A 23,608-nucleotide genomic window follows, 5' to 3' on the forward strand; every position below is an offset into this window, starting at 1 on the left:
GTGCAAGGCTTCGCTTTCCGCGGGCGGCCGGTGAGCCTCCTCGTCGCTTGCGCTCCCGCAGGGTCTCACCTGTTCCGCTTTTCCCGCAGGAGTCTTCGCCTTGTCCTCCAATCACCAGCTAGAAACTACTATATACATGACACCTACGTCCACCATACTAATAAAAAAACCGAACGAAGTTGATTCTGCATTAAGAATCTCGATTCATTATTCAGATCTTCTTTCAACGAAAATACTTTTGTCACAGCTTTTTTTTACGCTTATTTACATTCTTCCTCCGGTAAACGGATTGATTTCCCCTGTTAAATCACGTCCTGCTTTCTTTTCTTCGTCTGCGATGCGCTTGCCAATCGCAATTTTATTCCAAATTAGTGGCACCCAAATACACGCTCCGAACAAAATTATCCAAAAAAGTTCTCCCATTTCTTCCACCCTTTCATTTTCTGCTCTTATTTTGAAGACAATAAGAAACGCGTACACGCTTTTTACTCTTTGTTTGAATCACTCATGCCGTATGAAAAGAAATAAACCAGGATTGATAAAGCCATTCCGTACACGGTCCAAGCCGCTAGTAAAATGGCATACTGATGATTGATAAAAAAGACTCCGCTTGAAATCAGCAGCAGGATAAAACTAATCCATTTTACTTTTTTCATTACTCTATCCCCTTTACTTAACTTTTTACAGTAAGTTTCTTATTGTCTACTTGTTATTACGGAAAAACTGTATAAAAGTTCCATATTTTAAAAATAAACGGAAAATAATTTGATAAAACGTTCAACTATCGATTATCATATACCTTAAAGTAAGCTTTAGGATTCATAAGTGGGAGTGAACAATCTTGTCTTATAGCATGAAAGAAATGAATGAAAAAACCGGGCTTTCCGCACCGACTTTACGCTACTATGAAAAAGAAGGGATCCTTCCTTTTGTAGAGCGTGATGAAAATGGAAAACGCCTCTATAATGATACGAATATTGAATGGATCCGTTTTATCTTAGCTCTGCGCTCAACGGGCATGCCTCTTGCAGAAATCAAGCGCTATGTAGAGCTCTATAAACAAGGCGAAAGCACAATTAAAGAACGAAAAAACATGATGCTTCAGCACAAAGAAGCGGTCGAAGAAGAAATGGCCAAAACTTTTAAATACCTTGAACAAATCAACTATAAGCTTGCTTTGTACGACTCACTAGAAGCAGAATTAACGCAAAAGGAAATTAAAATTTAAACACAAAAGTCCGCAGGTGCACCTGCGGACTTTTTATTAATACAGTGAATTCACGGTATTCAACAACTCTTCTGACCATGTCCAATCGCTGATTTCAACCGCATCTGTTACGTGATGCAATTTACTAGCTCCGATAATGCTTGATGTTACAGCGGGCTGATTCAATACCCATGAAAGAGCAAACTGAGACAAGCTTACTTCATTTTTTTCTGCTAACTTGCGATACTGCTCCACCAGCTGAAAGTTTTGGTCTGTAAAGTAGTTTCGCAGCAGCTTTTCACCATGCGCAGCGCGACTTTCTGGCGGCACGTCATTTGGTGTTTTATATTTGCCTGAAAGCATGCCTCGTGCTAACGGACTGTATACCATGACGCCTACACCTTCAGATTGACTAAACGGCAGCAGCTCTTGTTCAATTTCACGAGAGAGAAGATTATACTGAGGCTGAACGGAAATGAATTTTTCAAGATTCATTTTGTCACTAATATGATGAGACTTTGCGATTTGCCAAGCGGCATAATTGGAGCAGCCAATATAACGAACTTTGCCTTGACGAACTAAATCATCTAGCGCGCGAAGCGTTTCTTCCATAGGTGTATTCGGATCAAAAAGATGGACTTGATAAAGATCAATGTAGTCTGTCTGCAGTCGTCGCAGCTGATTATCCACTTCTCTCATAATATGTGTGCGTGAAAGGCCTTTATCATTTTGGCCTTTTCCTACGGCAATGCCGACTTTTGTTGCGAGCACAACATCATCTCGTTTTCCTTTTAACGCACGTCCAATAATTTCTTCAGATTCCCCTGTGCCATATCTAAATTCTTCGTCTTGCCCTTTTCCATAATAGTTGGCCGTGTCAACGAAGCTAATTCCGTTGTCAATGGCGCTATGTAAAATAGCTGCCGACGCTTTTTCGTCAATCCATCGTCCAAACGCCATAGTACCTAGACATAAATTTGATACTTCCAGACCTGTTGTTCCAAGCTTTCGATATTGCATCGATACCCTCTCCTTTTTATGGCTGTCTCTACTCTCTCTTATCATACACCTTAACGTCCACTTTAAGGCAAGCCTTAAGCGTGCGTGCATATACAAAAAACGGCTAGGAACAGGCAGTGCTTCTAGCCGTTTTCGGGTTCATTTCCGCTTTTTTTTGCAATTCGCTTCTTCAGTAGACATAATATGGTAAGATAAATCATAGCTTACTCGTTATCGAAACTACATTAAGCTGCCGCTGTTAAAATAACGGCGATTCCATTAAAACAAGCATGAATGATCATACTTGGAAGCAGCGACTTTGTTTGTTCGTACACCCATGCAAACACGAGACCTGATAAAAAATTAACGGGCAAGGTATTGTACGTTGGAATATGCACCAGCATAAAGATAAACGAGCTTCCTACTAATCCAACAACAATCCCTCCTTTACGTTTTAGCCACGTATAAAAAAATCCTCGGTAGATAATCTCTTCATAAAAAGGTGAGATCACAGCGGCTGAAACAAAAGCAAGTATAAATGAAAACAGCGACAGGTCTTGCTGTAAACTGGCTGTTTTTTTATTTTCATACGTCATACCAAACCATTCCATTAGCACAACAATTGCCACACTTCCTAAGATCAGCACAAAAAGCCAAAAAAGAATGCGCGGCCAGTGCCGTTTTGAAAACGATTGAAAACCAATTTTTCTATCACCAGCCTGAACCATCAGCCCATACAGAGCTGATAAAAACACAGCTGCCATAACAAACCCAGTAGCTGTTCCAGCATAAAGTTCATTTTTAAACAGGGAATGTAAAGCATCCTGCAATATGCCTTCAATTAAGATAGGCACCCCAACAAATGTGACGACCAGCATAATTACGAATGATTTTATTGTCCATAATCCTTGATTTTTTTGTTTCAATTTACTTCGCCTCCCTTTTACATATATTCAGTGTAAAAGGTGACGTAACGTTACCTGCAAGCATTTTTTTGGAGGGGTTAAAAATGATTTATTTTTCTACTGGGCAAGCCGCTAAAAAATTAGGCCTCACGGTGCGTACGCTTCGTTACTACGATCAAATTGGCTTGCTTCATCCATCGTCAAAATCAGAAAATGGAAAACGCTCCTACTCAGAAACGGATTTAATCACACTAGAGAAAATTACTTTGTTAAAAAACTTAGCCGTTCCTTTGCGAGATATTGAACTTATTCTTCACAAAGTGAGTATCGATGAACTTCTAGCCATTCATCAGCAAAAACTTCAGCAAAAAGCGATGGAAATTCAACAAGCTTTAGAACATACTCACACGCTTCGCAACAGTATAAAAATAGAAGGTGAATTAAACTGGAAGCAGCTCCTTCCTTTAGTTGACAATGAAACTAATGCCAAGAGCAGCTGGAATGATCTGCTTTCGGTTTCAATAGAAGAAAGTGAGATTCTGCAGCATGATTTGCCTAAAATGGAGAATGCGAGTGCCGATAAATGGATTAACATCATAAAACGAGTTCAGCTTTGCTTAAAGCATCAGCGTGCATCTCAATCTGAAGATGGACAGCTAATTGCAGCTGATATACTGCTTTTATCGAGTAAGCTATTTGGCTCTCATACGGCTTTAGAAAAAGCCTTTTGGGATGTTCGCAAATCTCCTGAGGCATCAAGTTCACTTAATCTCTACCCTATTGACAGCGAAGTCCTTCAATTTATTGAAGATGCGATTATTTTTCACGAACAACATACAAAGGAATGAAGGTATTGAAAAAAGAAAAGCTGTTTGCTAATTCTTCTTATAAAAAATTATTTATTTCAAGCACTGCAGCAAGCTTCGGAGATTTATTTGATATGTTTGCGGTGATGACGCTTTTTACATACGTGTGGCACGCAAATTCCCTCTGGATTACGCTTATTCCTGTCGCGTACGCTTTACCTAGCATCCTGCTAAGTCAAGCAGCAGGAAATTTAGCGGACCGCTATGATAAAGTACAGCTGATGTTTCTGTCTGAACTAGTCCGTCTTCTGTTCACATGTCTGTTATTTTTCACAAATGAACCGCTTTTGGCACTTGGGGTGCTGATGCTGCGCTCTATGAGTTCTGTTATGAAAGTGCCCGCACAGCTCTCTTACGTTCGAGAAGTGGTCAAAGAAGATCAGCTGATGCAGGCCTCTACTTTACAAAACATTATGTTTCAAGTTGCCAAAGTTGTGGGGCCGTTTCTCGGAGCCGCCGCGCTGACGATTACAACGCCAAAAGCATGCATTTTAGTTAATGCCGCAGCTTGTATGATTTCTATTGGCGTGCTGTTTTCACTTAAAAAAGCAGGTAAAAACATTCAAGGGCAAGCTGCTCGTTCTTCCCATCAAGCGAAAGAAACGTACTCAAACGGCTGGAAAATCGTTTTTCAGCACTCACTCCTTTTACGCGTCGTTATTTTGTTTCACCTTTCGTATTTTGTAGTGATGCTTGTTGACGCTCAAATTAGCATCTTTCTACGAGATGTGCTGCCTCACCATCCGGAAATGCTCGGCTGGCTGCTTTCTGGAATCGGACTGGGGGCGCTAGCAACAGGAGTGTATCTTAATAGAAAAAAACAGGTTCACCATCCATTTAGACTGTTATCATTTGGACTGCTTCTATTTGGAGGGGCTTTATTTTTCATTAGCTGCTTTAATCCAGCCGTTATGTCACGCTATTTCATTTTGATTGCTGCACCTATTGGAGGAGCCGGAGTTGGGCTTAATTTACTGCTGTTTAACTATATCGTTCAAACATACAGCGACAAGGAACACCTCGGAAAAGTGTACGGATTCATCAACACCTTAACGAGTGCCGTTTTACTTACTGCTCCTCTTCTTGGAGGCATGCTCGTAAAGCTTGCAGGTGCTCAGACGACTTTTTTAGCGGCGGCAATCATCATCGTAAGCGTTGGATTTGTGAGTATGCTGATGCCTCTGCGTGATAAACAGGAAAGAAACGTTCAGATTGACGCATAAAAAACAGCTTGAGGTTATACCTCAAGCTGTTTTTATAGACTCCTATTCATCAACCAGCGGCTACATAAATCAAAGCAGCTAATATGTTCGGTACTGCAATAGCTCCAAATCGTTTTGCATCTTCAACTCGGCTCACCTTGCGCGTCTTTTTGGATGAAAAGAATGTGCCTGTACTTCCTAGCACGATACTGTCAATAAGGTATGCCAAAGCTAAAACCAGTGATACTGCTCCCATTGTGCCTGACACAAAATAGAGATAGCTCCACTTTTCTGTAAAAGCAGCAAGGGCAAGGGCAAGGGCAAGAACAATCCCTACCGTCACGATACCTGCTATAAATCCTTTTTTAATCATTGCATCCCTCTTCCCTTCCTGCCCCTTAAATTTTACCATATACTTCTTTTTTGTAAGATATCTTACATTTCATTCTACTATACTCGCACCTTATGGTAAAATTAGTAAGAGAGGTGGTACATATGAAAAAACGTCAAGGAATCACGCTGCTTTTATTTATACTCGGAGCAGCCTCTATTTCTTTTGGGATGGCTTTAAAAAATATCTTTCCTTATTCCCCTGCAACCGGGTGGATTTTAGGAACACTGCTTTTGTTAGGAAACTCGTTTTATACGAGAAGATACTTACATAGAAGGTCAATTAAGAAGTAAATTACGCCCTGAGCCGTATATACAAACCTTCATTCGGTTATGGTAAAATAGATAAGCAAAAACTGGATGTAAGGAGATTTTGAGTTTGAAAACAGGATTAATATCTGGCATTATATCTTTAATTATTGTGATTATCATTTCTATTACAGCAGGCAACTGGCAGTATATTTACTATATTTCAGGCCCTCTTGGCATATTACTTACGGCAATTGCACTCGTAACCTTACTGGACACATTTCGATTTGAAACGAGAGGACCTTACTTTACCCCGGTCCGGCAGCGAGAGGATACCGAATGGATGAAACGTTTTATTATTGCAGCTGTCCCTCATTTAGTTGCTTCATGTATTTGTATCTTATTTTTATAGAAACCAAAAAGCCAATGAATGATCTTCATTGGCTTTTCTTTTTTATTATGTTAAATACCGCGCGACATACCGTAATAATCAATACGGTAATCCACAGCCCCTTCTGCAAATACATTTACAGCTGATTTGGAATCTTTTTTCGGGAATACCCGGGAAGTGAAGACAATTTTGCCGCCGTTTATATAAATTTCGACGATGCTTTTGTCGACAAATACACGAACATCGACTTCATTTGACGCTGTCCATTTTTCAGAGCGAACCACACCGTATTCCGTTGCATATTGATGGTGGAATGAAGAACGGTCGAGTCGCACTTCTTGCTTTTCTGTATCAAACACGAGGCGAAGCTCTTCTTCTTTACTATTAAATAGCTCTAAACCAAACTGTTTGGCCCCTATCTCGCGGAACGTCATATTGATTTCATATGCATTGTTTGTTGCTTCATCAATGATCACTTCTTCATTTTTTAGCGTTCCTCTAAAATGAACTGCTTGATCTCGAAGCTTATGTAACTCTTCTACAGGCTTTTGAACAAGTTCATTTCCTTCAAGCGAAAGCTCACGAGGAAGCGTTAAGGCATGGGCCCATCCGTATTCGTCTGACGGATAGTCAACGTCCGGGTTTCCAATCCATGCAAATAGCAAGCGACGTCCGCTTTCATCTTGGAACGTTTGCGGTGCATAAAAGTCAAACCCTTTATCAATTTCACGGTAATACTCCATTTCAAACGTTAAACTTTCCACATCAAATGTTCCCACCGCGTAAATTACATTGTAAATATTATAAAAATTGTGGCCATCCGCTTTGATTCCTTGCGGCGAAAAGACAAACACATCTTTTCCATCCAGTTTAAAGTAATCCGGGCACTCCCACATATAGCCAAAGTCAGGAAGTGATGTTTTAACTTCGCCTTTAAATGACCACTGAAGCGCATCGCTTGATTCATACACAATTAACGCGCCCGTTTCGTTTTCACGCTGAGCGCCTAGCAGCATATAATATGTATCATTTTCTTTCCATACTTTCGGATCACGCACATGTCCTGTATACCCATCAGGGACGCCTTGTACCGCTGGATTATGCGTGTATTTTTCCACACTTCCATCCCTGTTTAGCATCGCGATACATTGATTAGCTGAACGTGAGCCGTCTTCGTATTTTACATTCCCCGTATAAAACAGCAGCCCTTGACCATCTTTTTCAATCGCGCCGCCTGAGTATGCGCCGTGCGATTCATATTCTTCCGTTGGCGTTAACGCAACCGGAAGGCGTTCCCACGTTACTAAATCCGTAGATTTCACATGAGCCCAGTGCTTCATTCCATGCATCGCACCGTACGGATACCACTGATAAAACACATGATATTCACCGTTTAATTGAATCAATCCGTTTGGATCATTCATCAGCCCGTACTGTGGATGAATATGATAAATCGGCTGCCAGGTGTCTTTGATTGCTTTGTCTTTTAATGCTTCTAACTCTCCAGATTTTGCTTCTAAAATCGTTCTGTACTTCGATTCAGCCATTTCTTCAATCCCTCCAGCATCTAAAAAAAGAGAACGTATTCTCCTTGCCCTCTATGATATAAAATTTTAAGTGAAAATGCTACCAAAGAACGAATGTTGTCGTTTTCTTGTGTCGGATTTTATAGATAAGTTTTTTTCTGTTTTTATAGCAGAAAAGAAGGTTTTTCTGTCAGGTGGTTGAATACTATATACAATCAAATTTCACCAGCCTGTACGAGCGTCCGACGGCACTTGCACATTTTTTTAGCGAATCATTTGCGTTTTACAGGAAGTATTCAACAAAATGGTAAACCCTTCATATTACATATTATAAAAGGAGGAAATGTCATGACAAAAGAAAACGTAAAAGAAACAGTGGGTAAAGAAACAAAAGGTGGAAGCAAAGAGTTATTAGTCGGCACGTTAGTAGGCAGCGTAGTCGGTGTCACAACAGCTTTACTAGTAGCGCCAAAGTCAGGAAAAGAGCTGCGTGCTTCTATTCAAGACGGAGCGAATCAAGCACTTGCTAAAACAGGTCAAGTGAAAGAAACGGTATATGCAAAAGGCCAAGACCTCAAACAGCGCACGGCCCGCCTTTCACAAAAAGTCTCCGAACAATCTTCGCAAGTTGTCAACAAAGTGAAATCTCTGCGCACTGCTAAAGAACAGCCGCTTGCAGAAACGGCTGCAGCAGAAGAGCTTGAAACGACAGAAATCGTTCAAGATCCTGTTCTTGAAGCTGAAGCGGTGCAAGAAGAATTAAATACAATTACGCAAGAAGTAAGTGATTTAGAACAATCTGTCGATGAAACAAGACGTTAATAACAAGCTGTAGAGATATCTCTACAGCTTTTATGTATATTCGCTACCCTTCCTTCCACCCTTCAAAAAAATAGCCTGCGTACGGACACAGCTCTGATTCCGGCAGTTCTTCATAACGCTGTCCGCTGTAATACTTCGCCAGCACAATCTTAGGCTTAAAAGCCGCTACCCCTTCACTGTCTTCTTTCCCCGCTCCGCTTTCTCTCATCAAACAAAAAATATCCATTCCCGCAAACTCTCCGTACCCTTGATAGCACGACTCATAATAAACTTTACCAGGTGTCACCAAATAGCACTCCCGCTGCCACGACGGCTGTTTACTGTAGACACTCGCAATACTTATTCCACTCACTGCACACTTCCAGCTGCAAATTCCAACCATACAACGCCTCCAACGACTTGATAGTCTATTCATCTACAACTTTTGATGAAATCAAACATCTGTTGACATGTACAAAATTTTATCCTCCACCAAAAACCTATACTACCAGATATCCCGTCCCCTTGACTTCACCCCAAAAGTGTTACATCGATAGAAATAAAAAAGGTCTGATAAATCGACCATTTCTGGTGATTATCAGACCTCAAGTTTTTCTGCATTCGAGCGGCTTATTTGCTGTTCAAGCGATTTAGCCAGTAGTACGATTTCATGATCTACATATTTTGTTTTGATTTCTTCGATTTCCATTAATGTTTTAGAAAAGCTTTCTGCATTATTTCCCTGTCTGTGCTGCACATCTTTAAAGAAATCCAGCAATGCCTCGTTAGACTGCGTTGGACGGCTAAAATCAATCGTGTACATTTTGTACCCCAGTGTTAAATTTGTTGTAGTTGTCATAATTATTTCCCCCATTCTTCCTATAGTGATATATCTTCTATTCTTTACCCTTTAATTCCTTCTTTTTAACCTAAATTAATTATTTTTTTCAAAAAAACTTCCCATTATAAGAAAAAACATCCTTATAACAAGGATGTTAGAGTATTCTTCCCTTCGGTACAATTCCAGATGCAAAGTCATCTTTGAACTTAAAGCTAGCAGAATTGTTTTCCGTTAGAAAATGTATTTCCCATTTAAAGACCGGATATTCGGGCTTGTACATTTCGACTTTCTGATCGGGATTTTCTTCTAATCTTGCAATTACTCGTTTGAATCCTTCATATGCAATCCACCAATCGCTTCTAGTTTCATCGGTAATAAAACAAATAGAACCGTCAATTAAATGAAGGTTTTGCTTGATATCATCAGCATTTGTAAAATACGCATTTCCAAACGTTTGAAGACAATGATCGCAATAACCTGCTTTGCCTCCATCTTTATAAATCCAGTGCGCGATTGGCTCACTGCAGTCTTTACACGTATTCGTCACTTCTTGGAGAAATGTTTTTCCGCTCCACTGTTCCTTTTCATCTTCAAAAACGGTCCATACTAAATAACTTTCCGTTTGCTCTGAAATAAAAAGGCGAAACGGCTCGTCTCGATGCCAAAAGTGAATATTTTGTTCATCTGATTCTTCAAAGTCAATGACAAAATTATCTCGTTCTAATATATGTCGAATAACATTGGTTAAAAAGGTAACATCCATATAAGGACCTCCCGTACTAAACGTGACTTCTAGTAAAAATAGCGTTTATGAGTTAAAACATATCATGCGTGCTGAAATAACGTCAACGATTACCTCTTGCTTTCTCCGAAAACTGGAAAAGAAATGGTCAAACGCGTTATAATGGTAGTCATGTTGAAACGGAAAGGAGATTTTATGAAGTTTACCGTTCAATCAACTGCACTTTTTCTTCTCTTTTTTATTTGTTTAAGCGGCTGTTCTGATAACGCCGAGCAGTCAAAAAAGCCGGCCGGCTATTTAGTTCAAGGGCGCATTTTAGAAGTGAAACGGGATGAAATTCTTATTGCAAACGTCATTCCGCGAGATACTGCGCTTGACTATACAACAAAAGAAATACTTGGTTCTAGCGATGTACAGCCTATTTATGTAAAAGTTTCGGATGATCAAACATACAAAAAAGGACAGCTCGTTAAAGCATGGCTCAAAAAAGACAAAAGCGTTCAGTATTCCGTTCCGGCAAAAGGCGAAGCTGTTGAAGTCAACATTTTAAAACAGCCGTAGAAAAGCTCCTGTTACGGGAGCTTTCTTCTTGTCAGCTGCCGTCCGGTCCGATTCATTTTATGCTGTTCAAAATCCCACTTTTCTAAAAAGCGCTTTGCTGATATATAACCAGATTCATATAAAAATTCAATTTCTTCTTCCTTTAAGGCAAAATCCGTTGCCGTAATCACCCCCGTTGGAATTTGCACCGTTCGTTCTTTTGTCTCCGCGTTCAAATACCGCAAATCATGAGCTTGCAGCATCGTGGTAAACATACTTTTAAATAGATGAACTGGCGTCGGAATAATAGCGGCTGTATCAATTTCTTCTTTTACAAATCGAAAACCAAACGTCGGGAAACGCGGATGCTCCGTATCAAACAGCCAAATTGGAAAATTGCTTAAAAGCGCTCCATCGACAATGTATGACCTCTTGAACCCTTTGGATTTCCAGATGACGGGACGAAAGAAAAAAGGAATGGACGCACTCATCATCACGGCTTGTGAAATCTTCATATCGCTTGGCTGCATTCCATATCGCGGCAAGTCGTCAGGCAGCACAAGCATCTGTCCGTTCGAAATGTCTGAGGCAATAATTTTCAGCTTATCTGCCGGCAAATCCGCAAACGTTTCGATTCCTTTTTCACGCAGCAGACCATACACCCATTTTTCCAAATAATCATTTTTATAAAAGCCTAAATGAACCATCAGTTCAATCAAGTTTCCAATCAGAGGAATTCGGTTAATGATCGTTTTCCCGCGAAACTTAGCATAGTCCATGTTTTGAAGCTCTCTGCGAATTTCACCGCTTTTATAGCCGCTCGCTAAAAGTGCCGCAATTAACGCTCCCGCTGACGTACCTGCTAGACGCTGCCATTCTACATTGCTTTCTTCCATCGCTTCAATCGCACCCGTGAATGCAATTCCTCGAACGCCTCCCCCTTCAAATACAGCATCTGCTTTCACATTTTTCCCTCCAATACAACTCTCTACTTTTTATATACCCTTTTTTTATATTCAGGGTTTCATTACTCCATACCTTTTATTTTCCCAACAAAAAAAGACTGTTTCTTTGATCGAAACAGTCTTTTCTTTACAGTCGCTTTATTACCATTCGGTAGTAATTCATTGTCAGCCAGTAGAAAAAGAAATAAATAATCCCGTATACTGCATCCGCTATTAAAACAGGGACTATCAGACTTTCACCGGTTAGATTCGTAATGACCTTCAGCGCAAATAGACTGTGCAAGATGCCAATTACTAAAGGCAAACCAAACGTAAACAGCTGCTGCTTTCGAACGGCGCTCATCATTTGAGACACTGAAAACCCAAGCTTACGCAGAACTTCAAATCTTTTGCGCTCTTGTTCGGCTTCGGAGATTTGCTTAAAATAAATAATACTGCCCGTGGCCATCAAAAAGACGAGCCCTAAAAACCCTCCAATAAAAATAAACAATCCTTTACTCATTAAGCCTGCCTGAAACACATCATAGTATGAAGTACGGCTTTCGCCAGCTTCTTTTGCGATTTGATGATAGTTCTTAGTAAGTTCATTTTGTTTGTTTCCATCATCGGTATTAAATACGTACACCGCTTGCTTTTGTCCAGCTTTTAAAAGCTTGTTGAATGTATCGTGGTTGACTACAAACTGATAGCCGGCACTGTCAGAATCAAGAATGAGCAAAGGCTCGGATTTAACGACTTTTAAAGCAAGCTGTTCTGATTTGTTCAGCTCCACAGCTGCGGTTTTACCTGTACTAGGTTTAAACACTTTTCCTTTTGCCATTGAATCAAAAATAACGGTTTCGTTTGCGCTTAGCGCAGGGACCGAAACGCCATTCTTTCGTACTTCTTCTTCATCTAAAAAGCTGATTTGTTCCCTATCTTTATAGTAGCCCGATGTAATAAATCGAAAATCCGATAAATCAGCAGAGTGCTTCACGATATGATACACATACTGATTTGATTGGATATCTAAATCACGCAGCACTTTCATAAAGTCTTCCGCTGCTTTTTTGCTGTGCAGCGTATAGTCATAAGGCTGCATGCTTCTGGCGTCGGCTTTTGTATTATAGTACGAGGAATACGTCACACCAACTGCCACAAGTGTAGTAGCCGACAAAATCGTAATTAGGGTTAACACTCGTGCATTTGCTTTAATTCGATACATCATAGTAGAAACGCTTAGCATATTTGCAAACGAATAATATCGGCTTGCATGCTCTCGGTAAAGCCCCATCAGCCACTCAATTGTGGCTTTAAAAAGTAAAAATGTACCGAAAATGACCGAGAACAGTACAACGGCTACAATTAGAAAAAACTTAGGTGTCACAATGTTTCCCGATGAAAGGTAGTATCCGTAGCCAACGATTAAGATACCCAGTCCTCCCACTACAATTGAGCGTTTCGAATTCATTTTATTTACGCGTTCACTTTTGCTTTCTGCTTGAAACAGATCTAATAGCGTATAGCGGTACATAATAAAATAGCCTTGAAACGATATAAAAATGGTAACAATCAAAAACACTACGGCTGTTTTTAAAACCGCTTGAATAGAAAATGTGAGCGTAATCGAAAGCGACAGTCCCATAAGCTTTAGTAAAAACAGCACAAACAGCCTTGAAAACACGGTACCTAGTAAAATACCGACCACCAGAGAAAAAATCCCCAGCAGCATATTCTCATAAAAAATCATTTTTCCAATCGTACGTTTTTCAATGCCGACTAAATGATACAGCCCGAGCTCTCTCTTACGCTGCCCGATAAAAAATGAGTTTGTGTACCAAATAAAGACAACAATAAAGGTAAGCAGAACGTAGTTTGAAGCATTAAAAATGCCCTGCAGCCTCAGCTGTTCTCCAATAACCTTTGAAATCGATTGGTCGTACTGAAGCGTAGCAAACACATAGTACACAATAATACTAAAAATCATTGAAAAGAAATAAAGGCTGTACCGGCTAATATTTTTGCGCATATTCTTTTTAACAAGATCAAATACGGTCATAGCCTTCACCGCCTAATGCGCCTTGAATGTTCATAATTCGTTTAAAAAATGCTTGTCTCGTTTGTTCGCCTTTAAACAGCTCCGTGTAAATTTGTCCGTCTTTAATAAACAGCACGCGGCTGCAGTAGCTTGAAGCCAGCGGATCATGCGTCACCATAATAATCGTGGCACGGTCTTCTTGATTTAATTGCGACAGCTTTTCAAGCAGGCTTGAAGCAGCTTTGGAATCAAGAGCTCCGGTAGGTTCATCGGCGAAAATAACAGCTGGATTCGTAATCATTGCTCTCGCTGCTGCAACGCGCTGTTTTTGTCCGCCAGAAATCTCATACGGATACTTATCGGCCAGCTCATAGATGCCTAGTCGCGTTGCGGTGTCTTTAAGCTTCGCTTCCATCTCTTTCTTAGACATTTTTATAACCGTAAGCGGAAGAAGAATATTTTCTTTTACCGTTAACGTATCCAATAAATTATAATCTTGAAAAATAAACCCTAAATGATTGCGTCTGAAAGCAGACAGCTTCTTATCTTTCATGAGCGCCACGTTTTCTCCTTGAATCCATATTTCGCCATCGGTGGGACGGTCAATCGTTGAAAGAATGTTCATCAGCGTCGTTTTTCCCGCTCCAGATGGTCCCATAATACCAACAAACTCTCCTTCTTCGATTGTAAAATCAATTCCTTTTAGCGCTTCGTATACATTTCCTCTTGATCCAAACGTTTTGGTTACATTTTTTCCTTCAAGAACAATGCTCACTTTTCCTCCTCCTTTCGTTCTTTTGTAGGCCACACGCTTTTCACTCGCTGCGGCAGCTCATTCTTTGTTATAACGTCATATTTCCGAACTTCATTGCCTCGAACGAAAAGGTCAATAACCGTTCCTTCTTTTAACTGTTTAATCGTTGTAAATGTTTGAAACGTTGTTTGTCCTTTTTCATTTATCACTGAAATTGTATATTGAACTCGTCCATACTCATCCACTTTTTTTGCTTCTTTTGGGATAATCCCGTATTGATGCTCCGTTGCGGCTTTTTGATAAATCTTTATTCCTCCTATACCTGCTCCTACAACCAAAAGCAGAGCTAAGAGGCTAATCCACTTTCGCTTCATGTACGTTCCCTCCTTGTGTATAGCTCTATCTTACTTTGAAACAAGGAAAGATTCGTTTGAAGCAGATGACAATCTCAGCGTGCAATCTTACATTTTTGAAAGGTTATCAAAAGAATTCGGTTTGTAGAAGGTCAGAATCACCGTGGTTCCTTCGTGTAAAAGTGAATTCACCTCTATTCGATGGCCAAGAGCATCTGTAATTTTTTTTGAAAAATATAGCCCTAGCCCCGTAGCTCCCTTCGTTTTTCTTCCCGCATTTCCTGTGAATCCTTTTTCAAAAACCCGGGGAAGATCTTGAGTTGGAATCCCTTTTCCTTGATCAGCGATAAATAACTTTACGTACTTTGGCGTTTCTTCACTAAAAAAAGAAAGCTTTCCTTCTAGAGGGCTATATTTAATGGCGTTAGACAGCACTTGCCTCACAACAAACTGCATCCACTTTGAATCAGTGTACACCAGTATGTCTAGATTTTTTTCATCAATATGCAGTTTCTTTTCAATACACCATTTTGAGAAGTACGCAACGTTTGGAAAAACAAGTTCGCTTAGCGACACTGCCTGCACCTGATAATCTTTTTCTAAGTACTGCAGGCGTGCAGAATATAAATTCTGATCTACTAATCCGTCAATTTTCATCCACTCATCTTCAATATCCTTTAGCCAAGGCCATTTATAAAGCTCTGTACGATGAGCATTAATAAGCAGCTTCATCGCAGTAAGCGGCGTCTTGATCTCATGAACCCAAGTCGTTACATATTCCTGCTGCTCTCGCTGCTGTACGTGAAGAGCATGAGTTTGTCTGCGATATACACGATCTATATGCTGCAGCAAACTCAGCATGTCTTCTTCTGCTTTTGTTCGAACATATGGCTGCATTTCTTGTAAATCGTACGCATCATTCCGCAGCATTAAGCTTAACTTTTTTAGAAATCTTCTTTCTTTTATTCCTCTCCATAAAAGAAACAGAATCAGCAGACACAGCGTTAGTAGATTCAAATACCAAAACGAAGTGGACGACACCTTAATATCATACTCAAGCAGCAGCAGAGCATCGATTACACTCAGCCATATAAGAACAAATAAAATCCAGCTTAGTCTTTCTCTTAAAAAACTTTTCCACATCTTAATTCACCAAATATCCTTGGCCTTTTTTGGTCACAATTTTATCATTCAGCCCGATTTCTTCCAGCTTGGTGCGAATGCGTGTGATATTGACAGAAAGCGTATTGTCACTTACAAATTTCTCATCTTCCCATAACCTTCGCATAAGCTCTTCTCGCGATACAATCTTGCCTCGTTCTTCCAAAAGAAGCCGTAAAATAAAAAATTCATTTTTCGTTAAATGAATTTCTTGATCTTTGTAATGCAAACTTCCTTTTTTTAAGTCTAGTACCGCGCCGTTCCACTCGATAACGTCTGAAATCGTGTCTCCATATGAATACGTTCTGCGCAGAAGCGCCTGCACTTTAGCAACAAGAACATCCAAGTTAAACGGCTTTTGAATATAGTCATCCGCGCCAACATTCATTGCCATAACAATATCCATTGGGTGTTCACGAGAGGAAAGAAAGACGATAGGAGCTTTTGAAACTGTACGTATTTGCTGACACCAGTAAAACCCGTCATATACAGGCAAATTCACATCTAAAATAACAAGCTCTGGGCTTTCTGCAATAAATACTTCCATTACCTTTTGAAAGTCTTCTACTCCAGCCACTTCAAATGACCACTGTTCAAATTTCTCTTTCACTAATTCATATATTTTATCATCGTCTTCTACAATTAAAATTTTCATGCATTCACCTCTGTATTGTCCTATATATTATGTATAACCCACTGTTGAATACTTTCTTAAAAGCTCATCTAATTCATTAGCATGACAGCAATTTTCTTAAAAATAAACCATTTATTTCTGTAAAACGAAGAATGAACGAGTATTATCGTAGTGTAAACTTGTATATGTTACAAGTTTCCCTGTACAAATACTACAAAATAATGACAATATCGTTAATAAGTAATCTTTAAACTCCATTAAATGCTCATTTTTTGTTACTATAGTATATAAGATGAAAACTTAAACTAATTTGACATGTGGATATGTAAAAAGGAGCTAGTTATCAATGAGTGTACCCAACAAATTACGCGACAACGCAATGGTGATGTTAAAAGAGACAAGCCGAACATTTTTTATTCCAATTAGCCACTTGCCGGCAGAATTGCAGGATGCAGTAGGATCTGCTTACTTATGTATGAGGGCAATTGATGAAATTGAAGATCACCCTGAGCTAGAAGCCGGTGTAAAAAGCCGCTTGCTTTACGCCATTAGTGACCTGTTAAAAAAGTCTTTTAACGAAGACGAGTACATGGCATTAGTAGGTCCTTATCAAGCTGATTTACCTGACGTAACGCTTCAGCTCGGCAACTGGATTGCGCTTTGTCCGACTGGAGTTGCAGATCAAGTATTAGATGCAACTTCTATTATGGCCAAAGGAATGGCCGATTGGGTAGAAAAAGACTGGCATATTCAAAATGAAGCGGATTTAGATGACTATACGTTCTACGTAGCTGGTCTAGTAGGTGTGATGCTTAATGACATTTGGAAATGGTATGACGGTACGGAAACAGACAAGGAATTAGCTATTGCGTTTGGACGCGGCTTGCAGTCTGTTAATATCCTGCGTAATACCTCGGAAGATTCAGAGCGCGGAGTCAGCTTCTTTCCTAACAATTGGAGCAGAGAAGATATGTTTGCCTACGCTCGCCGCAATCTTTCACTAGGAAAGAAATATTTAGAAGATGTCAAATCGCTTCCGATCCTTCATTTCTGTAAAATTCCGTTAGCGCTTGCTGACGGAACATTAAACGCCTTGATGAAAGGAAAAGAAAAAATGACGCGTGACGATGTAAATAAAACGGTAAATGAAGTTGTGGATATGTAAAAACAAAAGCACGGAGCCCCTGGGTTCCGTGCTTTTTATATTTCCACCTGCAGACTTTCATATAAAGCGACGATTTCCCCTTGAATAATAGGGTAGTGTTTCAGGGTCGGAACACTTGAAAGCTTTGGCGCTCGTTTTTGCTCAGCTGCTGCAGCTAGCTGAGCAAATGTTTCCTGAAGCTCTCGTTTCTCCGTTTCTGACAGCTCATATCCTTCAAACGAAGCAAGAAGCATATAACCTAACTGCTGTGTAGCGACAACTGCAGGCCACAACCCTTCTAGTTTGACGGCCGTTTTAGAATATTCTCCAATCACATTGTCGTACAGCGCCCGAAGATTAACGAGTTCTCCTTGAAGCTTATTTCTTTCTCGTTTAATTCTTTCTTCATCTTGTTCGGTGCTTAGCATTTCTAAAAACTGTCCTTCTTTTCGTATCACATCTCCAAGTAAATATGGCAAACGAAGCGAAGAAGCTCGTTTGAAAATTAATACCGTGCCGACCACTCCAATAACAGAACCAATGACAATATCAATCACTCTAGCAGACGTAAAGTAGCTAATCGCTTTATCCGGATGACCGCTTTCAGCAATTAAAAGAGCATTTGGTGTGATAAAGAGCGTGCCGAGCGCGTAGTTTTTGACAATTACAATTTCAATCGTTGACTGAAGCACGAAGACAATGAGCGCAATGACGATTCCCGTTGGTTCAAGCATCAAAATTCCGGTTCCAATTAAAATACCTAAAATAGTTCCGACAGAGCGCTGAATACCTCGCTGAATCGTTGCACGAACGGTTGCTCCAAGCATTACTCCCGCGCACGTAAGCGGAATCCAGTAAGACCTTGGAATATTTGTCGTGTAGGCAACGGCTGCGGCGATGATCATAATAATTCCGTAGCGCAAAGCATTTTTAAGCACATACGAACGTTTGTGAAAAGCAGCTTTTAACCGTGTTTTTACGCTGCCTTGTGAAAATTGAATATACTCTGTTTCTTTTAATTCTTTCATTTGAAGAACGTCATTTACATCCAATAGCAATGTACGCAGCTCTTCTTTGATGGACAGCTCTTCAATTTCTTCTCGAACGTCTCGAATTTTTTTATGCTTTTTTAACGTGGCCATTTCGGATGCGAACGTTTCAATCACCGCCTGTGCTTTTTTAGAAACAGCTGGATTAAAATCGTTCGCAGCGGCCATCACAAAGATAAATAGCCCTTCGGCTTTTTGATTTAATAAAAACAGACGATGCGCAAACGATGATTTTTTTCGATTAATTTTCGCTTGTTTCATCGCTGTTTCCGCTGCTCGAAGCTCGACAACCGTTTTATGCTGCTCGGCGTGAAACGATTCCGTACCAAGAGACCCGACAAATGAAGCTAGCTGCCTATACGCTTTCGCCACAGCGGCAGTTTCAGGTCCGCGCGGGTTAATAAGCCAGCCGCTCATGCTAATACACCAAGATAGTGTCCCTCCTAAAAAAACGAGTCCTGCGTGCAAAAAAACAGCCTGCAAATTCGGCGCTGGAATGCCCGTGCTCACAGCAAATGAAAGGACAAAAAACATGGCAGAAGGTCCTGGAATTTTTAACGCTCCGAAAACATAAACCGATACAGCTCCAATAACACCAAATAAAATAGTTTTCATCCAAGCTACGTCAGCAAATAACGAGCCGAGTGTAAAGCACAGTGTAACGCCAAGCAAAGCTAAAAATAACTTAACGCCACGCTGCGCATAAGGCTCATCTTTTGTATACAAATATGTAAAGCCGCCAATGCTTGCAATGAGTCCGTACTGCAAATGATCAAACAAAATCCCTATCAAAATCGGCAGGCTTGAAGACAAGCCTGAGCTGATTCCTCTTACCCACGGAGAAGAAGCGTGGTTAAAGCGAAAAGCGGCTTTGATTCCCGGCGCTTTTGGAGAAGCCTCAATTTTATGATGAATTTCCGTATGATTATATGCTGGTGAATTTTTGTCATCACTCACCTTGACCTCCTCCTTTCTCTCCATATATCTTTCCTGTTCTTAAAACGAGATAAACCTAAAAAACCGCTGTTCCTATCCGTATTGTGTTTAGGAACAGCGGTTTTTATCCTTATAAGCAGCGTACAATAAAAGCAAAAAGCAGATGAAACGAATGTCTCATCTGCTTTTTACTAACAGCTCTACTGCTTCTTTTACTAAGTTTTCGGTATTCTCGCCTTTTTCAATACTTTCTCTTACACATTGTTCAAGATTGGTGCTGACAATAACACCCATCGTGCGATCAATTGCGCTTCTGGCTGCTGAGAGCTGTGTCACAATGTCACGGCAGTCTTTTCCTTGTTCCATCATATTTAAGACACCTTTTAACTGACCTTCAATACGTTTTAAACGATTTTTAACTTGCTTATCATATTCCATCATACTACTACCTCCGCTCATGCATGATTGCGCTTCTTGCTTTTAAGCTGTACGCAAGAAGTAAATGTATACACAACTTTATACCTATCAGGGTATGATGTCAAGTAAAGGAAGTTTAACATAAATGTTAATACTTGTTTACACCGTATTTATTGTCTTGTAATCTAAACTTAGCAATCTGAGAGTATAGTTAAGCTGTAAAAACGACTTACACTGGAGGTTTGAGATGGCTACATACGGGAAAAAATTAATAGCAAGTCTATTCATCATGGCATGTATTTTAGGGTTTATGGGACATGGAGCTTTTTTAGCTCCCGAAAAAACGGAAGCTGAAGTAAATTATGATGCGACACTTTATTTTCCGTTAGACCGATATCCTGAAACGGGTGATCATATTCGTGACGCGATTGCCGCTGGGCACTCTTCCGTTTGCACAATTGATCGCGACGGTGCTGAAGCGAACCGAGAAGAATCCCTGAAAGGATATCCGACAAAAATAGGTTATGACCGTGATGAATGGCCAATGGCTATGTGCGAAGAAGGCGGAGCAGGAGCTGACATTCGCTATATTTCGCCTTCTGATAACCGTGGAGCCGGCTCATGGGTTGGAAATCAGTTAGAACAGTATCCAGATGGTACACGCGTACAATTTATCGTTCAATAATAGCAGAACAAGCTTTACTTTGAAGAGGTGAAATCATGAAAACAAAATGGAAAGAACAAGAGCTAACCATGTCTTATCATCAGTTTACGCTGTTTCAAAAAGGACAGCCAAAGCCCCATCACGACTGGAGCGATGAAGATATTCAAAAAGGATATGTCGCAGACGATAAAGCTATTTCATTTGAAGCCGTATCAAACACAAGAGCCATTATTGAAGTATGGGTAAACGAAACTCCAGACGCATCAAAAGCTGAAAAGACCACTCGCCTTCCTTTTCACGTCGAAAGCGATGGGATCGAAATCAAAAGCGTCCTATCTGAAACCTTAAGCTATGACATTCCAAACGGGTATTATTACGTCACATGCCTGACTATTCCTCTTCAAGAAAAAACAAACTCAGGCCTTTATTTAGTGAAGTATTTGCTGCATTTTGAAGGTCAATAAAAGAAGGCAGCCAGTAGGCTTCCTTCTTTTATTGACCTTGATAGTCATAAGTTTCTTTATCTGATATAAACGGGCTGATTTCACCAAGTGAGAACAAGTGCAGCTCATGCATCGCTCTTGTGCATGCTGTATAAAATAAATTTCGCTCATATTCATCCTGGTAACATTCACTCGATGCATTGTAAATGATGACGGCATCAAATTCAATTCCTTTTGCTAAGTAAGCTGGCAGAACAAGCATGCCTTTTTCAAATGAACTTGTTTCTTTTGTCAGCAACCTTGCAGACATCGCTTCAGGCAGTGCTTGGAATGCCTGAAGACTTTCCTCAGCTGTTTTGGCAATAACGGCAATCGTTTTATAGTTTTGCTGCTTCAATTCATTAATTTTGTGTATGATTGCCTCATGAAGGTCTTGGACGTTATGTGCAGCCGTAACGGTTGGCTTCGCACCGTCTCGATTAAACGGCTCGATTAAATGACCATTTGCCACCATATCTCTTGAAAACTCGACAATTTGACGTGTTGATCGGTAGCTTCTCGTAAGAGTCAGCGTTTCTGCTTCTTTCTCTTCGTACAGTTCGCTTGAAAGAATGGTCGGTGCGTTCAAGGCGTGCGCATAGATCGCTTGATTCAAGTCTCCAAGCAGCGTCATTCTGGCATGCGGAAACAGCTCTTTTAAAAACGCCAGCTGAAACGGTGAATAGTCTTGTGCTTCATCAATAAACAAATAGCGAATGACAGGATTGGCTTTGCGTCCTTCAAGTTGATCTTTTATATATAAGTAAGGCGTTACGTCTTCATAAGACAGCTTCATGTTCATGACACTTTGCACCGTGTTTTTAGCAGTGTCTTCCCATCCCTCTACATGTAGAAAAAGGTGACTCCTTTCAAACAGCTGCATATAGATACGTCGAATGTCGATAAATTTAAGCTGCTTGATCGCCTGCTTAATAAATTTCATTTTCTTAGCTACAACGGCTTTGGCTAAATACGCTTGTTCCCGGTCGAAATCATCAAATGAGCTTTCCGTATAGCCTTCCTTTTTCTGCAGATGCTGATAGGCCTCTACATAATCTTCTTTTTCTAAGAGCTGAATTTCTTCTTGAACCCAATCTTTTTTGCGCTCAAGTTTTTCAAGCTGATTAATGAGCTTAAGCGCCCACTCAGCTACGAGCTGCATCCTGTTGGGTATGGAAATTACCGTATCAAGCGAATAGAAATAAGACAGCAAACGCCGAGCGGATAAAACAATTTCGCCGCGGAACTTAATGTTTTTAAAAATGATGTCTTTAGTAGACAGTTCTTCGATATACGCATCTACCTGCTTTTTAAATTCACGGCTTGCCTTGTAGCGAATTTCCTGCATTTTTTGCTTTTTTGCTGCGGCATCTTTTTCCGTTAGCAAATATTCGATTTGAACGAATAAGTCCTCCACTTCAAACTCGTTTCCTAACCGGCCATCGGCATATTGCTGAAACGTTGTTTGTTTCATATTGTCTTCTCCAAGCTCCGGAAGAACGGTTGAGACGTAGCTGTTAAAAAGCGGATTTGGTGAAAACAGCATCATGTTTTCTGCAGTCAGCTGCTTTCGGTGACGATAGAGAAGATAAGCCACGCGCTGAAGAGCCGCAGACGTTTTACCGCTCCCTGCTACTCCTTGAACGATCAGCACTTTATTTTTTTCATTTCGAATAATTTGGTTTTGTTCTTTTTGAATGGTCGCTACAATACTTTTCATTTGACTGCTTGCATTATGTCCGAGCACTTCTTGAAGCAGCTCGTCTCGAATAGTAATTCCTGTATCAAACATGCTTTTAATTACGCTATTTTCGATAATAAACTGACGCTTTAGCTTCATCTCGCCTTTAATCGCTTCACCTGGCGTTTCGTACTGCGCTTTTCCCGGTGAATAATCATAATAAAGACTCGAAATAGGCGCACGCCAATCATAAATTAAAAACTCTTCATCTTTTTGATCCATTAAAGAGCCCACGCCCACATAAATAGCTTCTGCTTCTTTTTCACCATTTTCTATAAAATCAAAACGTCCAAAATAAGGGGATTGCGTTAGTTTTTTTAATGTTTTTAATTGATCATACGCTTGTCTATGGGTAATTTCACGTTCAGCTAAAAGTTCTGCCTGCTGCTTAATGCTCGTAAATGTCTCAATCACGTCATCTGGCTCATCCATATTAACCGTAACATCGTCCCAAAACGTGCTTCGCAAATCGACAATTTCGCCTTTTACGTTTCCTACGCTTTTACCTATTTTTTCAGCTTTTTGGCTGATTTCTTCTACTACCCAATCAACTCGCTGCTGTTCTTCTGTTAAATTTTTGTCTTTCACTTATCCACACCCCTTACACACGTTACCCGATAACAAAACTTGTT

The 23,608-nt window shown here is 40.2% G+C and carries 28 protein-coding genes; 10 read left to right on the forward strand and 18 right to left on the reverse strand.

What is annotated here, in order from left to right:
- Positions 1-264 precede the first annotated feature (264 nt).
- Positions 265-423, reverse strand: a complete 159-nt coding sequence (locus BG04_RS04095; RefSeq protein ID WP_162267401.1) for a hypothetical protein — start codon at positions 421-423, stop codon at positions 265-267.
- Between the two features lie 62 nt (positions 424-485).
- Positions 486-656, reverse strand: a complete 171-nt coding sequence (locus BG04_RS30905) for a hypothetical protein (RefSeq protein ID WP_016765159.1) — start codon at positions 654-656, stop codon at positions 486-488.
- Positions 657-841: 185 nt separating this feature from the next.
- Between BG04_RS30905 and BG04_RS04100 the strand changes: the two genes are divergently transcribed.
- A complete protein-coding gene (locus tag BG04_RS04100) occupies positions 842-1,228 on the forward strand; it encodes a MerR family transcriptional regulator (protein WP_034649639.1) in 387 nt (128 codons plus the stop codon).
- A gap of 36 nt (positions 1,229-1,264) precedes the next feature.
- Here the strand turns inward: BG04_RS04100 and BG04_RS04105 are convergent, their stop codons facing one another.
- On the reverse strand, positions 1,265-2,227 hold the full coding sequence (locus BG04_RS04105) for an aldo/keto reductase (RefSeq protein WP_034649637.1): 963 nt from the start codon (positions 2,225-2,227) through the stop codon (positions 1,265-1,267).
- Between the two features lie 224 nt (positions 2,228-2,451).
- Complete coding sequence (locus BG04_RS04110) at positions 2,452-3,132, reverse strand: CPBP family intramembrane glutamic endopeptidase (protein WP_034649635.1); 681 nt, start codon at positions 3,130-3,132, stop codon at positions 2,452-2,454.
- 83 nt (positions 3,133-3,215) lie between these two features.
- On the opposite strand from BG04_RS04110, the gene BG04_RS04115 reads away from it, so the two are divergent.
- Positions 3,216-3,959, forward strand: a complete 744-nt coding sequence (locus BG04_RS04115; RefSeq protein WP_034649634.1) for a MerR family transcriptional regulator — start codon at positions 3,216-3,218, stop codon at positions 3,957-3,959.
- Positions 3,956-5,200: an MFS transporter gene (locus BG04_RS04120; RefSeq protein ID WP_230586514.1), complete on the forward strand. Its 1,245-nt coding sequence runs from the start codon at positions 3,956-3,958 to the stop codon at positions 5,198-5,200. Before BG04_RS04115 ends, BG04_RS04120 begins: the two co-directional genes overlap by 4 nt.
- A gap of 49 nt (positions 5,201-5,249) precedes the next feature.
- Here BG04_RS04120 and BG04_RS04125 read toward each other — a convergent pair whose 3' ends face one another.
- Complete coding sequence (locus BG04_RS04125) at positions 5,250-5,552, reverse strand: hypothetical protein (RefSeq protein WP_034649628.1); 303 nt, start codon at positions 5,550-5,552, stop codon at positions 5,250-5,252.
- A 122-nt stretch (positions 5,553-5,674) separates the two neighbouring features.
- Between BG04_RS04125 and BG04_RS04130 the strand changes: the two genes are divergently transcribed.
- Together BG04_RS04130 and BG04_RS04135 are read left to right on the forward strand one after the other, a co-directional pair.
- The gene (locus BG04_RS04130) at positions 5,675-5,863 is read left to right on the forward strand and encodes a hypothetical protein (RefSeq protein WP_034649626.1); all 189 of its coding nucleotides are present in this window, start codon (positions 5,675-5,677) and stop codon (positions 5,861-5,863) included.
- 85 nt (positions 5,864-5,948) lie between these two features.
- Positions 5,949-6,230: a hypothetical protein gene (locus BG04_RS04135; protein WP_028414975.1), complete on the forward strand. Its 282-nt coding sequence runs from the start codon at positions 5,949-5,951 to the stop codon at positions 6,228-6,230.
- Between the two features lie 50 nt (positions 6,231-6,280).
- Here the strand turns inward: BG04_RS04135 and BG04_RS04140 are convergent, their stop codons facing one another.
- Positions 6,281-7,756, reverse strand: a complete 1,476-nt coding sequence (locus BG04_RS04140; RefSeq protein ID WP_034649623.1) for a glycoside hydrolase family 32 protein — start codon at positions 7,754-7,756, stop codon at positions 6,281-6,283.
- A 327-nt stretch (positions 7,757-8,083) separates the two neighbouring features.
- Between BG04_RS04140 and BG04_RS04145 the strand changes: the two genes are divergently transcribed.
- Positions 8,084-8,557 carry a YtxH domain-containing protein gene (locus BG04_RS04145; protein ID WP_013058548.1) on the forward strand — a complete coding sequence of 158 codons (474 nt, stop codon included), beginning with the start codon at positions 8,084-8,086 and terminating at the stop codon, positions 8,555-8,557.
- 43 nt (positions 8,558-8,600) lie between these two features.
- On the opposite strand, the gene BG04_RS04150 is transcribed toward BG04_RS04145, so the two are convergent.
- The 3 genes from BG04_RS04150 to BG04_RS04160 all read right to left on the reverse strand — a co-directional run bounded on the left by BG04_RS04150 (position 8,601) and on the right by BG04_RS04160 (position 10,140).
- Positions 8,601-8,939, reverse strand: coding sequence for a hypothetical protein (locus BG04_RS04150; protein WP_034649620.1), 339 nt, complete (start codon positions 8,937-8,939; stop codon positions 8,601-8,603).
- Between the two features lie 195 nt (positions 8,940-9,134).
- On the reverse strand, positions 9,135-9,395 hold the full coding sequence (locus BG04_RS04155; RefSeq protein ID WP_016765166.1) for a hypothetical protein: 261 nt from the start codon (positions 9,393-9,395) through the stop codon (positions 9,135-9,137).
- Positions 9,396-9,531: 136 nt separating this feature from the next.
- Positions 9,532-10,140 (reverse strand): hypothetical protein, encoded by a 609-nt coding sequence (locus BG04_RS04160; RefSeq protein ID WP_034649616.1) that lies wholly within the window; start codon positions 10,138-10,140, stop codon positions 9,532-9,534.
- A 174-nt stretch (positions 10,141-10,314) separates the two neighbouring features.
- Here BG04_RS04160 and BG04_RS04165 point away from each other — a divergent pair, with 174 nt between their 5' ends.
- On the forward strand, positions 10,315-10,680 hold the full coding sequence (locus tag BG04_RS04165) for a DUF3221 domain-containing protein (RefSeq protein WP_034649615.1): 366 nt from the start codon (positions 10,315-10,317) through the stop codon (positions 10,678-10,680).
- A gap of 11 nt (positions 10,681-10,691) precedes the next feature.
- Here the strand turns inward: BG04_RS04165 and BG04_RS04170 are convergent, their stop codons facing one another.
- The 6 genes from BG04_RS04170 to BG04_RS04195 form a co-directional block, all read right to left on the reverse strand.
- Positions 10,692-11,624 (reverse strand): patatin-like phospholipase family protein, encoded by a 933-nt coding sequence (locus BG04_RS04170; protein ID WP_013084539.1) that lies wholly within the window; start codon positions 11,622-11,624, stop codon positions 10,692-10,694.
- 127 nt (positions 11,625-11,751) lie between these two features.
- On the reverse strand, positions 11,752-13,662 hold the full coding sequence (locus tag BG04_RS04175) for an ABC transporter permease (RefSeq protein WP_034649612.1): 1,911 nt from the start codon (positions 13,660-13,662) through the stop codon (positions 11,752-11,754).
- Positions 13,649-14,416 (reverse strand): ABC transporter ATP-binding protein, encoded by a 768-nt coding sequence (locus tag BG04_RS04180; protein WP_013084541.1) that lies wholly within the window; start codon positions 14,414-14,416, stop codon positions 13,649-13,651. The genes BG04_RS04175 and BG04_RS04180 overlap by 14 nt, the downstream gene beginning before the upstream one ends.
- Positions 14,413-14,769 carry a DUF1093 domain-containing protein gene (locus BG04_RS04185; protein WP_034649608.1) on the reverse strand — a complete coding sequence of 119 codons (357 nt, stop codon included), beginning with the start codon at positions 14,767-14,769 and terminating at the stop codon, positions 14,413-14,415. Before BG04_RS04185 ends, BG04_RS04180 begins: the two co-directional genes overlap by 4 nt.
- A gap of 87 nt (positions 14,770-14,856) precedes the next feature.
- Positions 14,857-15,891, reverse strand: a complete 1,035-nt coding sequence (locus tag BG04_RS04190) for a sensor histidine kinase (RefSeq protein WP_034649604.1) — start codon at positions 15,889-15,891, stop codon at positions 14,857-14,859.
- A gap of 1 nt (position 15,892) precedes the next feature.
- Positions 15,893-16,564, reverse strand: coding sequence for a response regulator transcription factor (locus BG04_RS04195; RefSeq protein WP_034649601.1), 672 nt, complete (start codon positions 16,562-16,564; stop codon positions 15,893-15,895).
- Positions 16,565-16,889: 325 nt separating this feature from the next.
- Here BG04_RS04195 and BG04_RS04200 point away from each other — a divergent pair, with 325 nt between their 5' ends.
- The gene (locus BG04_RS04200; protein ID WP_013058559.1) at positions 16,890-17,708 is read left to right on the forward strand and encodes a squalene/phytoene synthase family protein; all 819 of its coding nucleotides are present in this window, start codon (positions 16,890-16,892) and stop codon (positions 17,706-17,708) included.
- Positions 17,709-17,743: 35 nt separating this feature from the next.
- Here the strand turns inward: BG04_RS04200 and BG04_RS04205 are convergent, their stop codons facing one another.
- Both BG04_RS04205 and BG04_RS04210 read right to left on the reverse strand, forming a co-directional pair.
- Positions 17,744-19,693: an FUSC family protein gene (locus BG04_RS04205; RefSeq protein ID WP_034649599.1), complete on the reverse strand. Its 1,950-nt coding sequence runs from the start codon at positions 19,691-19,693 to the stop codon at positions 17,744-17,746.
- A gap of 156 nt (positions 19,694-19,849) precedes the next feature.
- Entirely contained in the window at positions 19,850-20,110 is a 261-nt protein-coding gene (locus BG04_RS04210) for a metal-sensitive transcriptional regulator (protein WP_013058561.1), read from the reverse strand.
- Positions 20,111-20,399: 289 nt separating this feature from the next.
- On the opposite strand from BG04_RS04210, the gene BG04_RS04215 reads away from it, so the two are divergent.
- Both BG04_RS04215 and comJ read left to right on the forward strand, forming a co-directional pair.
- Positions 20,400-20,774 carry a NucA/NucB deoxyribonuclease domain-containing protein gene (locus BG04_RS04215; protein ID WP_230586599.1) on the forward strand — a complete coding sequence of 125 codons (375 nt, stop codon included), beginning with the start codon at positions 20,400-20,402 and terminating at the stop codon, positions 20,772-20,774.
- Positions 20,775-20,809: 35 nt separating this feature from the next.
- Entirely contained in the window at positions 20,810-21,217 is a 408-nt protein-coding gene (comJ, locus tag BG04_RS04220; protein ID WP_016765176.1) for a competence protein ComJ, read from the forward strand.
- A gap of 28 nt (positions 21,218-21,245) precedes the next feature.
- Here the strand turns inward: comJ and helD are convergent, their stop codons facing one another.
- Complete coding sequence (gene helD / locus BG04_RS04225; protein WP_034649592.1) at positions 21,246-23,564, reverse strand: RNA polymerase recycling motor HelD; 2,319 nt, start codon at positions 23,562-23,564, stop codon at positions 21,246-21,248.
- Between the last annotated feature and the right edge of the window lie 44 nt (positions 23,565-23,608).

Source organism: Priestia megaterium NBRC 15308 = ATCC 14581 (genome assembly GCF_000832985.1).
Classification (GTDB): domain Bacteria; phylum Bacillota; class Bacilli; order Bacillales; family Bacillaceae_H; genus Priestia; species Priestia megaterium.